Here is a 13,090-nt window from a genome sequence, read left to right as displayed (position 1 = left end):
ATTATTGCTTTCAACCCTTTGAGTATTGTTAGATTAAAATAGGATTTTAATAAATTCAACATAACAATATTAATTCGTTTCTACTGCTTCCTCTTCTTCTTTCTGCCTATTATTATCATTTTCTATGTATTCAAACTTAGATATAGATACTTCATAAGCAGTTCTTGTAATTACTTCTCCATTGGAAAGCCGTTTCTGATAATCTCTACTTTGAATTCTTCCCCACAATCTCACATGATCCCCTACTAATAATTTTTCACAAAACCTAGCATTTCTACCCCAGGATATACATGGTATATAATCAGACTTGTTATAAGGCCTATTAACAGCTATAAGTAAATCTGTTATCTCCCTGCCAAAAGGTGTGGTCCTATAAACTGGAGGTTTACATATATATCCATCAATGAAAATTTCATTTGGCTTTTTTAGTAGTTCATCAATTTCTTCATCTTTAGGTTCATATATATCTCTAGCAAATACAGTTAAGACCAATCGATTAGAATTATTTACGTATCTATTATAAGATCTTAATTGTCCTTCAATTAAAACGTATTTTCCATTCACCAAGTCAATATTTACAAGCAACCTTTCTGAGATAGTTACAGGAAGAATATCAATATAATCGCTAAGTCTTGGTACTCCTAATTCAAAATTGTAAAAACCCTCACCATACATCTCATGACTAAACTCTTTTTCAGAAACTACTTTTCCAACAATTATAACTTTATTTGTATCTGTTATCTTATCAACCATTGAGTCTCCATTCCCCCTTATTCTTGTGTTTTTTTGGATAACCTATTTTTATATCTATTCAAAAAGCTTCCATAATATGAATTATTTTAAGATTTACTGGCTATTTAATTGATTTAGCAATATATCTTTAGAGTTATTTAATAAGTCACTACCTAATAATAGGAAAATATCATCTTTTTCTATAGATTTAAGTTCACATTCTAAACAATGTTTCAAATTATAATATATATTATAGGGAATTCCATTTTTAATAAATAGATGTTCTATATTTTTTTCTATCAAACTATCTTTCTTATCTACAAAAAAAACAACTCTTCTAATTCCAAGTATAGGAGCCCAATTCAACACTATCTCTAAGTTTTTTTTAATTGTATAAATTCCTTGATCTATCTCGATACCTTTTAAAAGTACTATATCTTTATATTTTAAATGTTGAATATTTTCAAAAGCAATGCTATAGTCTACTGGATTTAAACAAAAATTATCTATAATTGTAAAACTTCCCTCGTATACTTTTTCCATCTTCCTATCAAAACCTTTAATATTCAATAATCCATCTCTAATATTTTCTATGTACAAGCCATAGCATAATCCTACAATTATTGAGGCTAAGGCACTATATATATATTCCTTTCCAAAAAAATTTATTTCCACAGGAAAATCTAAGGGTTCTATAACATCTCCTTTTAACGTTTTAATTTCTCTTTGAAGACAAAAATTAAACTCTATTAAATTATTTATATCTAAACTAGAAGCAGTAACTGTAGCCTTATTATTTAAACCATAGGTTATAACTAAAGCTTTATTATTTCCCTCCAATAATTTAATATTATTTTCATCATCTATATTCAATACAATAATACTATCTAAAGAAGCAAAACTTTTTTTTACTTCCTTAGATAGCAAAGTTTCATATCCAATATCTGCATATACAATAACATTAAATTTTAATCCTAAACTAGAAAGATCTTTTAAATTTTTAAGTGAAAAATTTATTATTCCTATATAATTGTTTTCATTAAAGCTTAAAAAAACTATATTTTTATTTTCATATACTAAGGAAAAACCAGAATTTATAAAAATATCTCTTATCATACCAAAAGTTATATTGCCTCTCTTCTCTTCAGCTACTCCAATTAAACTCATCTTTTGATTTTTCATGTTCCACACTCCTTCTAGTTTTTCATTGTTAACTTCTAGTTTTTATTCTTTTCCTTGTGTTGCCTGCCTGTATTATCCATATAATAATCTTCTTTATATATAAGCTCAGAAATAGGTACTATTTCATATCCATCTTTTTGAAGCTCTTCTATTACTAATGGTAGATATTCCTTCACATACTTCGCATTATTGTGAAATAAGACAATAGAACCATTTTGCACATTTCTAGTTACCCTATCTACTACTGGTTGAACACCTAATTCTTTCCAATCTAAAGAATCTACATCCCACTGTATAACATGATAATTATTTTTCCTACAAACCTTTATAAGTCTATCATTATAATCTCCAAAAGGCGGTCTGAAAAGCGTTGGCTCTTTTCCAGTTAATTCTTTGATCTTATTCCCTGTCTTATTTAATTCTTTTAATATTTGCTCCTCTGAAAGTTTACTCATATAAGGATGGCTTGTAGAATGATTTCCTACATCATGACCTCTTTCATCAATTTCTTTAACCTTTTCTGGAAATTTGTCTACCCAAAACCCAACTAAGAAAAAAGTAGTTTTTACCTCGTATTTATCTAGTATGTCTAATATGTCATTAGTGTATTCATCGCCCCATGCAGCATCAAAACTAATAGCAATTTTTTTCTCTTCAGTCTCAACTGAATATATTGGTACTTCTTTTTTGTTAGAAAAAACCTCTACAATATTCATCTTATTGGTAAAACTAGTATAGACAATTGAAATACATAAAATAATAACAACTATAAAAATTCTCGCAGTCATATTTTTGTTCATATTAGAATTATGCAATTTATTCACTCCTATCCAAAATCTATTTTATAATTTTAAATATTACTTCACTATATACTACATAATATGATTGTAGAATATGAAAATATTATATTTTTTTACTTTTAAGTGTTAAAATAAAAAAACGCCCACATAATACTAGGATATATTTATTAATAAAGGTTAAATTAATACTGCAACTCCTAAAAAAGATTTCAAAGGAGGATGAAAAATGGCAAGAGGAAATAATAAAATAGTCGTTCCAGAAGCAAGAACAGCCTTAGATGAACTAAAAGTTGAGATTGCAAATGAATTGGGAATTGAAAATTATAATAGTATAGATAAAGGGAATTTAACTTCCAGGGAAAATGGATATGTAGGAGGATACATGGTAAAAAAACTTGTTGAAGATGCACAAAGACAAATGACTGGAAAATAAAATTCCTTATAAAAGGAGAAGTGAGTTTTCACTTCTCCTTTTAATATGATATAATTTAAAATAATATTATTTTTTAAAAGAAGGTGTTAGAATGTTTATTGATAGTACCGAAGAACTTGCTCAAAATAAACTTCTCTTACTCTATATAATAGATAAGTCTGAGATTCCTCTTACAAATGGACAAATAACTGAATTCGTATTGGAAAATAACTATATGAATTATTTTTTAGTTCAACAGTTTTTAAGTGAGTTAACAAGATCTAAATTCATTGAATATTCTAGGAAAGAAGAAAAAGAACGATATACTATATTGAAAAAAGGAAAACTTACTCTAAATTATTTTATTCATAAGATACCTGATGAAATAAAAAATGATATAGACAAAAAATTCGAAGTAAAAAAAGAAGAACTAAAAAGAGAAACACAAATAATTGGAGACTATTTTAAAAAAAATAAAAATGAGTATGTGGTAAATTTAAAATTAGTAGAAAAAGATTCTACATTATTTAGTCTCTATCTAAACGTTGTATCTAGCGAACAAGCAAAAATGATTTGCAATAATTGGAAATCGAATCCAGATAAAATTTATCAAGAGATATTGAACACTCTAATAAAATAAAGTTTACTTAATTATGATCAAGCCATTTGGTTCTGAGCCTACTTTTATATTCTTTATCACTTTATTATTAAATATATTAAAAATAGTTAAGATGTCCTTTGACGTATTAGTTATAAGCAAGGATTTATTCCCATCCCAAAAAATTTTATTTGGCATTCCTTCCAAATAAATTTTTTTAATTATTTTGTTAGCCTTCAAATCTACTTTATATAAATGTCCATCTTGAAGGCTTGTCAAAAATAATATGTCTTTTTCCCTAAGTTTTAACATATTATTGCAGACTCCTTCAATATCTAAACTTTTAACAATACTTAAATTGTCTAATCTAACTATAGAGATATTGCTATGTTCTGAAAAGCTTTCATTGGAATGAGAAAGTATATACATATACTCTTTTTCCAAACATAATCTAATGGGATTATTACTCAGTATAAGTTTCTCCTTTTTATTGTTTTCTAGATCTATTATGTCTACACTATGTCCATTACCATTGGCTATAAATATTTTTTTGGAAAAATTATATATTTCCATATCCTCTGGTTTATCTCCTACAGATATATTTCCAATAAGATTAAAACTTTTTTTATCTACTATAGAAATTGAATTTGAATCTTCATTCAATACAAATATAAATCCATCATAAATTTTTATAGTAGAGGGAAATTTTCCTACAGCTAATATAGATTCTATATTCATTTTATTCATATCAATTTTAGAAATTGAGTTATTATAAGCATTGGCTAAATATATTTTGTTTTTTTCTCTATCTAAAGCTATATCCCAAGGTCCAATAGGTTGGTTATCTAAACATATATCAATGCCTTTTGCTTTATCTAATAAAGAAATAAAAGATATATCTTTTATTTCATAATCATTTTTAAAATCAATAATTGTAATAGAACCTTCTCCTGTATTTGCAACAACTACTTTCCATTCCATTGCTAATTTTTCACCTCCAACTCCTATATATACAATCTATGCATTAGTTGAAATGAAGGTGATTATTAAAAAAATAGATGCAAAATTGCATCTATTTTTTTAATATATTTTCAATTAACTTCTCTTCATTTATCTTTAGGTTTCTCTTTTTTATTTCTATTATCATAGAGTTTATTATCATAACTTCTTCCCAATAGTCTTCATTGTTTTCTTTTTCTAATAAAGATTTTAATCTAGCCATTTTTCTACAAGTAACTTCTACTAATTCTTCATCTTTCCATTTTTTAAAAGCTGGAAATTCTATTACATTCATATGGACCTCCTAGGAACGATATATATTAATATATATTCCTAAAAAGTCCTACTAATTACTAATTATTTAATAGTATCTTTCTTACATCTCCTATTAGATATATAGAGCCTGCAAATACAATTAAATCATCTTTATTGGCTATATTCAAAGATTTTTCTATAGCTTTTTTAATATCTTTTTCTATTATCATGTTCTTATTAGCCTTTCCAACCTCTTTAGCTAAATTTTCGGCATCCATTTTTCTAGGATTATTTATTTCAGTAATTATTATTTCATCTGCTAAAGGAGCTATATTTTCTACCATATGGCTAAAGTCTTTATCCTTCAAAATACTCATACCTAATATCAATCTATTGTATTTGAAAAGCTCTAATGATTTTACTAAAGTTTTTATGCCTTGCAAATTATGTGCTCCATCTATTAAAAATATAGGTTTCCTTCTCAATACTTCAAGTCTGCCCTTCCAAAAAGTATTTGTCAAACCTCTTTTTATCTCTTCATTACTTGTTTTTATAAGCCCTTTATTTCTTAATATAGCTATTGCAGATATTGCTAATGATGCATTATATACCTGATGTAGACCTAGAAGATTAATTTTCATATCTTCGAAAATATCATTCTTATATTTAAAATCAAATACTGCTCCATATTCATTTAATTCTTTCACATTTATATTTTCTATTGGACATACTGAAAAATCTGCATTCTTATCCTTTGATACTTCCTTTAAAGTTTTAAACACTTCATCTTTTTGTGGATAAGATAAGACTGTTCCATTTTCTTTAATAATACCAGCCTTTTCTCTAGCTATTTTATCCAAGCTATCTCCTAATACATTCATATGGTCATAGTCAACAGTAGTTATCACTGAAAGTAAAGAGCCATCTATAACATTTGTAGAATCTAATCTTCCACCTAATCCTACTTCCAACACTACAAAATCTACATTCTCTTCTTTAAAATACAAAAAAGAAATAGCAGTAATAAGCTCAAATACAGTAGGATGAGGAAAACCTTCACTAACTATTTTTTCGGTTTTTTCTTTAACATTTTCAGTGATTTTAGCAAAAGTTTCATCAGGTATATCTTTTCCATTTATTTGTATCCTTTCATTGAATCTTTCTAAATAAGGAGATGTAAATATGCCTACTCTATAACCTGATTCCTCCAATATCTTAGAAATATAGGAGGCCGTAGACCCTTTTCCATTAGTGCCTGCAATATGAATATATTTTAAATTTTTTTGAGGATTTCCTAACTCATTCATTAGTTTTTCTATGGTTTTTAATCCTAATTTAGAACCTAGCCCTTCTGCTCCATTAATAAAATCCAAAGCCTCTTCATAGTTCATCTTCAATTTCCTCCTAAGTACATATTTTACCTAAATATAATTTTACCATATTAGAAGTCCCACTACTATAATAGAATATTTAGTTTAAGATATATTTAACTTATTTAACAAATAGCTGGGTCATATGACCCAGCTATTTGTTAAATAATATTTACATATTTTCTTTTACATATTTAATTCTTTCCAGCACTTTATCCATCATATCACTATATTTAACCTCTTTTTGTCGTTCGGCTTCCACTATATTTTCAGGAGCTTTATTTACAAATCCTTTATTTGAAAGCTTTCCTCTAACCCTTTTTAATTCACCTTCTAGTTTATCTTTTTCCTTCTCTAATCTTTCTAGTTCCTTTTCAAAATCAATTAAATCCTTCAATGGTAAAAATATTTCAGCCCTATCAATTACTACTTGTATATTGTCATCACCTATTTTTTCTTTATCTTCTTCTATTTCTATATCTTGAGCATAAGCTAAATTTATAAAATATCTTTCCCCATATTCCAATATAGATTTAACTTTTTCATCTTTGGTAACAAATATAATCTTAGATTTTCTTGAAGGAGCTATATTCATTTCTGCTCTTGCATTTCTAATGCCTTTTATTGCTTTCATTATATATATTATTCTTTCTTCTGATTCTTTAAAATTGTATTTCTCGTCATATACAGGCCAAGAACTAACAATTAGTACTTCATTATTTTCAGGTAAATGGCTCCATATTTCTTCTGTTATAAATGGCATAAAAGGATGGAGCAATTTTAAAATATCCTTCAATACAATTAAAAGAACTTTCTGAGCTACCTTATTGCTTTCTTCATTATCTCCGTATAGCCTTGGTTTAACCATTTCTATATACCAATCACAGTATTCATCCCAAATAAAATCATATAACTTTTGTCCAGCAATCCCTATTTCATATTTAGATAGATTTTCTGTAATTTCCTTAGTTACATTATTCATTCTAGATAATATCCATCTATCTTCCTCTTCTAAGTTTTCTAAATTTAATTTTTCACTTATTATATTTTCATCTAAATTCATAAGAACAAACCTAGTAGCATTCCAAAGTTTATTTGCAAAATTTCTATTAGCTTCTACCCTCTCCATATAAAATCTCATATCATTACCAGGAGAGTTACCTGTTATCAATGTGAACCTCAAGGCATCTGCACCATATTCATCTATAACATCTAATGGATCGATTCCATTTCCTAAAGATTTACTCATTTTTCTACCTTGTTCATCCCTTACAAGACCAGTTAAAAATACATCTTTAAATGGAACTTCTCCCATTTGTTCTATACCAGAAAAAACCATTCTAACAATCCAGAAAAATATAATATCATATCCAGTTACTAATACATTAGTAGGATAAAAATATTCTAATTCCTCTGTGTTTTCTGGCCAACCTAAAGTTGAAAATGGCCATAATGCTGAGGAAAACCAAGTATCAAGAGTGTCTTCATCTTGATAAATATTAGTACTATTACATTTATTACACTTTTCTGGAGCTTCTTTTGAAACCATTATTTCATTACAATCTCTGCAATAATATACTGGCAGTCTATGTCCCCACCAAAGTTGTCTTGATATACACCAGTCCCTAATATTCTCTAACCAATGGGAATAAATCTTTCCAAATCTTTCAGGAATGAAATCCAATTCTCCATTTCTATAAGCTTCAAGAGCTGGCTTTGCTAATGGCTCCATTTTTACAAACCATTGCTTAGATATTATAGGTTCAACTACAGTTTTACATCTTTCACAATGACCTACACTGTTTTCATGATCTTCTGTTTTTAATAGATATCCTTCCTTATCTAAATCTTCAACTATTCTTTCTCTGGCTTCATACCTATCGAGGCCTTCATATTTTCCACCATTTTCATTTATTGTAGCATCATCATTCATAATTTTACATTGACCTAAATTATGTCTGTATCCAACTTCAAAGTCATTTGGATCATGAGATGGTGTTATTTTAACAGCACCAGTACCAAACTCCATGTCTACATATTCATCTGCAACTATAGGAATTTCTCTGTTTACCAATGGAAGTATAGCATACTTTCCAATTAGATTAGTATATCTTTCATCTTCTGGATGAACTGCTATAGCTAGGTCTCCCAACATAGTTTCTGGCCTAGTAGTTGCAATTATTATAAAATCATCACTATTCTTTATAGGATATTTTATATGCCAAAAATGTCCATGAGAATCCTCATGATCTACTTCTGCATCCGAGATAGCTGTCTTACAATTTGGACACCAATTTATTATTCTATCTCCCCTATAGATAAGGCCTTTTTCATAAAGTCTTATAAATACTTCTTCTACAGCATTACTAAGACCTTCGTCTAATGTAAATCTTTCTTTAGACCAATCACAAGAAATACCTAGCTTTCTCAATTGGTTATTTATATTGCCCCCATACTCTCTAGTCCAATCCCATGCTGCTTCTAAAAACTTCTCTCTTCCTAATTCTTCCTTGCTTTTTCCTTCTTTTTTTAACTTCTCTACTACCTTAGCTTCAGTAGATATACTGGCATGATCTGTACCTGGAAGCCATAATGCTTCATATCCTTCCATCCTCTTCCATCTTATTAATATATCTTGTATTGTATTATTTAGAGCATGACCCATATGAAGATTTCCGGTAACATTTGGCGGAGGCATCATAATTGTAAAAGGCTCTTTTTCCTTATTTACATTGGCTTCAAAATATCTTTCCTCATTCCAAAACTTATATATTCTTTCTTCAAAATCTTTTGGATTATAAGTCTTAGGCAAATTCTCAATCATTTTCATTTCCTCCTTTTATATATAAAAAAACCTTCATCCAAAATATAAGGACGAAGGAAATTCTCGCGGTACCACCCTAATTCCATAGCTAACACTATGGCTCTTAAATATATAACGGTATTTGCCGTTCAAATTTACTGGATTTCAATTTGAATACTCAGAAGCTACCTTCAGTAAACATTGCCTAAAAAAGTCTTTCAGCCTATGGACTTTTCTCTCTATATAGGATATTTACCTACTCCTCTTCTTCACAGTATAAATATAATGTTATTTAACTATTTAATAGTTATTATATAAAAAACAATTCTCATTTGTCAACAATTTAAGCTTCATCTTTATCTGCCATAACACCTTTAAATATAGATAGATAATTTAAAAAAGCTAGGAGGTGAAAAAATATAGTAATATAGAATAAAGTGTTTATTGCTGTTTGATGTAAAGATAATATTACAGAAATTATTGCTATATAAAAAGAAACAGTAGCTACTTTTCCAAACTTATTTGCAGGTATAACCTTCTTATCATCAGAACAATATAATATTCCTCCTCCTACTATAAGTGCTAACTCTTTAATACCTAGCACAATTAGAACCCAAGGAGAAATTAATTCATAGGAAGTAAAACTTGCAAGAACTGCAAAAGTAGTCAGTTTATCTGCTATAGGGTCTAACACTGTTCCGAGTTTTGTAACCATATTATATTTTCTTGCAACATAACCATCTAACATATCTGTTATTCCTGAAACTATAAGTACTATCCCTGCATAAACTATCCTCTTTTCAAGTGTAGAATAAAAAAACAATAAGTAAATAGGTATTAAGAAAATTCTAGTTAAAGTAAGACCATTTGCTAAATTCATATAATTCCCCTTTCTATTATTTTGTAACCCTTTATCTATTATAATCATATAATAAAAATAGTCTAGTCTCCATAAATTTTTAGGAGGGATTTTAATGAATAAAAAGCTTAAACTCTTTTCCTTGGTATTAGTATTGACAATTTTAATAAGTTTTAGTTTAACTGGATGTAAAAAAAATAATTTAAAAACTGTTAAACTAATAGAAGTAACACATTCTTTATTTTATACCCCTCAATATGTAGCTATAACCCAAGGATTTTTTGAAGATGAAGGTCTCGACATTGAACTTATTAATGGAAAAGGAGCAGATAAATGTATGACTGCTCTACTAAGTGGAGAAGCAGATATTGGGTTTATGGGACCTGAAGCCTCCGTCTATGTTTATAACCAAGGTAAAACAAACTATGCTATTAACTTTGCACAATTAACACAAAAAGATGGTTCTTTCCTTGTAGGAAGAGAAAAAGAAGAAGACTTCGATTTCAAAAACTTAAAAGGAAAAACTATTATTGGAGGAAGAAAAGGTGGAATGCCTGAAATGACTTTAGAATATGTACTTAAAAAACATGGATTAGAACCAGGCGTTGATGTAAATGTAAGAACTGACATTCAATTTGATGTTATGGCAGGAGCTTTTACCGGAGGAGAAGGAGATTATGTAGCACTTTTTGAACCTGTCGCTGCTACTTTAGAAAAAGAAGGAAAAGGATATGTAGTTGCATCTATAGGGAAAGAAGCTGGATATATTCCTTATACCTGCTATTCAGCAACAAAAGACTATATAGAAAAAAATGAAGATACAATTCAAAAATTTACTAATGCCATATATAAGGGCATGCTTTGGGTGCAATCCCATAGTGTAGAAGAAATAGCTGAAGCTGTAAAGCCACAATTTCCTGATACTGATGATGAGGTTTTAATTGCCCTTATCACTAGATACAAAGAACAAGATACTTGGAAACCAGATCTGCTTCTTACAGAAGATGGACTAAATCATATGATGGATATTATGGAAATGGCAGGAGAACTAGAAGAAAGGGCAGACTATAATAAGATTGTTACAGATAAATTTGCTAAAAAGGCTATGAAAGAAATAACTAAGTAATTGAATAAAAAATGTAGCAAATAAAAACAATTTAACTGTCTTTATTTGCTACATTTCATAACATCTTTCCTCTTTAAACGATACATACGCAATATTTTATACATTAAATAAAATATCATAAAAAATATATTGAATCCATTAAAAGCAGTAAAAGTATATATTAATTGATTCATATTATCTATAATTCCAATAGAAAAAGGTGGACTATTTAAATAGCAATAATTAGAACTAGTCAATATATTGAAAATAAATATTATTGAATGATAGACATTTGTAAAGATTAGTACGGAAAATAAACTTTCTTTACCTATATCATGTCTTTCAACTACCAATAAATATATTCCCGACCATAATAACAATGCATGTCCTAAGAAAAATGATAACCCGGTGTAGTGAGGAAATTTAAAAGGATCTACCGTTGGAAAAGCAAGGGCCGATATTGCACCAATGATTCCCCAATAACAGCAAATGTTTTTATAAAAATCCTTATTACTAATAAGTGCGAAAATAGTAAAAATAATCGCCACCCTACAATTATATAAGGGTAAACTTTCATGAATTGTAAAATATCCTGAAAACTCATACCATAAATATAGAATGATTTGCTGTATGGACAGCATTGTAATCATAAAAACTTTAAATATCTTATTATACTTATCTTCTCTCAATTCATTTCTATATTTTATTATCAATTCTACTCCCATTAAAATAAACGCCATCATAATCCAATGTATTCTTGAACCATTTGGAAAAATATATCCATCTGGTGTACCTCTAAAAAAATATTTTATCATATACAACCTCCCTATATCCTAATTCATATGTAAATATTATTTATAAAAAAGTATAGGAATTTATCCTAAATTTATAATTGGATAAATTCCTATAAAAATTATACTACAAAATATTATATTTTTCACTAAGCATTTTATATATTAGAAAAATCTATATACCTCTTTTAGCATATAAATTTTCTTCTGCAATTTCACTTATTTCTAATCCTACCATTGCTTCTCCCAAATTTTTTGATACTTCAACTAATTTTTTAGGATCATCATAATTTCTTACAGCCTCTACAATAGCTTTAGCTCTTTTTTCTGGATTTGAGGATTTAAAAATACCTGAACCTACAAATACTCCATCACAACCAAGTTGCATCATAAGAGCCGCGTCTGCAGGTGTAGCTATACCTCCTGCTGCAAAATTAACTACAGGTAATTTTCCATTTTCAGCTACATATAAAACCAAATCATAAGGAGCACCCATTTCCTTTGCAGCAGTCATAAGTTCCTCTTTAGGCATATTTTCTAACTTTCTAATTTGTGACATAACAGTTCTCATATGTCTTACTGCTTCTACTACATTTCCTGTTCCAGCCTCTCCTTTTGTTCTTATCATTGATGCCCCTTCTCCAATCCTTCTTAAAGCCTCTCCTAAATTTCTTGCACCACATACAAAAGGTGTTTCAAACTCTTTTTTATCAATATGATAATTATCATCTGCAGGTGTTAACACTTCACTTTCATCTATGTAATCTACACCTATAGCTTCAAGAATTTGTGATTCTACAAAATGACCTATTCTCACCTTTGCCATTACAGGAATTGAAACAGCTTCTAGTATTTCTTCTATTAACTTTGGATCAGACATTCTTGCTACTCCGCCATCTTTTCTAATATCTGCAGGAACCCTTTCTAGTGCCATAACTGCTACTGCACCAGCTTCTTCAGCAATTTTGGCTTGTTCTACATTCACTACATCCATTATTACCCCGCCTCTTAACTTTTCATTCAATTCTATTATTTTCTTATCCATAAAATAACTCCCCCTTGTACAATATAGTTATAATCAAATTACAGTTTTCCACTGTAATAATTATCAATTTCTTAGATACTAATATAGTCTTCTTTTCTAATCATTAAATACATTTCTTTGGCTTCTTATCTTAGCCATA

The 13,090-nt window shown here is 28.5% G+C and carries 13 protein-coding genes and 1 other annotated feature; of the genes, 3 read left to right on the top strand and 10 right to left on the bottom strand.

Annotation, left to right across the window (positions count from 1 at the left end; genetic code table 11):
- Positions 1 to 69: 69 nt before the first annotated feature.
- From FYJ27_RS08590 to pdaB, 3 genes are all read right to left on the bottom strand, one after another.
- Positions 70 to 753, bottom strand: coding sequence for a single-stranded DNA-binding protein (locus FYJ27_RS08590; protein WP_154484443.1), 684 nt, complete (start codon positions 751 to 753; stop codon positions 70 to 72).
- A gap of 93 nt (positions 754 to 846) precedes the next feature.
- Positions 847 to 1,914, bottom strand: coding sequence for a Mur ligase domain-containing protein (locus FYJ27_RS08585; protein ID WP_154484442.1), 1,068 nt, complete (start codon positions 1,912 to 1,914; stop codon positions 847 to 849).
- Positions 1,915 to 1,949: 35 nt separating this feature from the next.
- Positions 1,950 to 2,729 carry a polysaccharide deacetylase family sporulation protein PdaB gene (gene pdaB, locus FYJ27_RS08580; protein ID WP_229775515.1) on the bottom strand — a complete coding sequence of 260 codons (780 nt, stop codon included), beginning with the start codon at positions 2,727 to 2,729 and terminating at the stop codon, positions 1,950 to 1,952.
- Between the two features lie 211 nt (positions 2,730 to 2,940).
- On the opposite strand from pdaB, the gene FYJ27_RS08575 reads away from it, so the two are divergent.
- Both FYJ27_RS08575 and FYJ27_RS08570 read left to right on the top strand, forming a co-directional pair.
- Positions 2,941 to 3,147 (top strand): alpha/beta-type small acid-soluble spore protein, encoded by a 207-nt coding sequence (locus tag FYJ27_RS08575; protein ID WP_154484441.1) that lies wholly within the window; start codon positions 2,941 to 2,943, stop codon positions 3,145 to 3,147.
- A gap of 91 nt (positions 3,148 to 3,238) precedes the next feature.
- A complete protein-coding gene (locus FYJ27_RS08570; protein ID WP_154484440.1) occupies positions 3,239 to 3,766 on the top strand; it encodes a DUF4364 family protein in 528 nt (175 codons plus the stop codon).
- A gap of 3 nt (positions 3,767 to 3,769) precedes the next feature.
- On the opposite strand, the gene FYJ27_RS08565 is transcribed toward FYJ27_RS08570, so the two are convergent.
- The 5 genes from FYJ27_RS08565 to pgsA all read right to left on the bottom strand — a co-directional run bounded on the left by FYJ27_RS08565 (position 3,770) and on the right by pgsA (position 10,031).
- Complete coding sequence (locus FYJ27_RS08565; RefSeq protein WP_154484439.1) at positions 3,770 to 4,705, bottom strand: YncE family protein; 936 nt, start codon at positions 4,703 to 4,705, stop codon at positions 3,770 to 3,772.
- Between the two features lie 91 nt (positions 4,706 to 4,796).
- Entirely contained in the window at positions 4,797 to 5,018 is a 222-nt protein-coding gene (locus tag FYJ27_RS08560) for a hypothetical protein (RefSeq protein ID WP_154484438.1), read from the bottom strand.
- A gap of 58 nt (positions 5,019 to 5,076) precedes the next feature.
- Complete coding sequence (locus tag FYJ27_RS08555; RefSeq protein WP_154484437.1) at positions 5,077 to 6,369, bottom strand: bifunctional folylpolyglutamate synthase/dihydrofolate synthase; 1,293 nt, start codon at positions 6,367 to 6,369, stop codon at positions 5,077 to 5,079.
- Positions 6,370 to 6,520: 151 nt separating this feature from the next.
- Positions 6,521 to 9,172 (bottom strand): valine--tRNA ligase, encoded by a 2,652-nt coding sequence (locus tag FYJ27_RS08550; protein ID WP_326831062.1) that lies wholly within the window; start codon positions 9,170 to 9,172, stop codon positions 6,521 to 6,523.
- 43 nt (positions 9,173 to 9,215) lie between these two features.
- Positions 9,216 to 9,433, bottom strand: a binding site (T-box leader).
- Between the two features lie 61 nt (positions 9,434 to 9,494).
- The gene (gene pgsA / locus FYJ27_RS08545; protein ID WP_154484435.1) at positions 9,495 to 10,031 is read right to left on the bottom strand and encodes a CDP-diacylglycerol--glycerol-3-phosphate 3-phosphatidyltransferase; all 537 of its coding nucleotides are present in this window, start codon (positions 10,029 to 10,031) and stop codon (positions 9,495 to 9,497) included.
- Positions 10,032 to 10,125: 94 nt separating this feature from the next.
- On the opposite strand from pgsA, the gene FYJ27_RS08540 reads away from it, so the two are divergent.
- A complete protein-coding gene (locus FYJ27_RS08540) occupies positions 10,126 to 11,136 on the top strand; it encodes an ABC transporter substrate-binding protein (protein WP_154484434.1) in 1,011 nt (336 codons plus the stop codon).
- Positions 11,137 to 11,177: 41 nt separating this feature from the next.
- Here FYJ27_RS08540 and FYJ27_RS08535 read toward each other — a convergent pair whose 3' ends face one another.
- Positions 11,178 to 11,930 (bottom strand): YwaF family protein, encoded by a 753-nt coding sequence (locus FYJ27_RS08535; RefSeq protein WP_154484433.1) that lies wholly within the window; start codon positions 11,928 to 11,930, stop codon positions 11,178 to 11,180.
- Positions 11,931 to 12,081: 151 nt separating this feature from the next.
- Positions 12,082 to 12,951 (bottom strand): pyridoxal 5'-phosphate synthase lyase subunit PdxS, encoded by an 870-nt coding sequence (gene pdxS, locus FYJ27_RS08530; RefSeq protein ID WP_154484432.1) that lies wholly within the window; start codon positions 12,949 to 12,951, stop codon positions 12,082 to 12,084.
- Positions 12,952 to 13,090: the final 139 nt, after the last annotated feature.

Source organism: Anaerosalibacter bizertensis (assembly GCF_009696605.1).
Lineage (GTDB): Bacteria > Bacillota > Clostridia > Tissierellales > Sporanaerobacteraceae > Anaerosalibacter > Anaerosalibacter bizertensis.
Note: the sequence above shows the minus strand (reverse complement) of the source record. Positions and strands in the feature narration are given on the sequence as shown.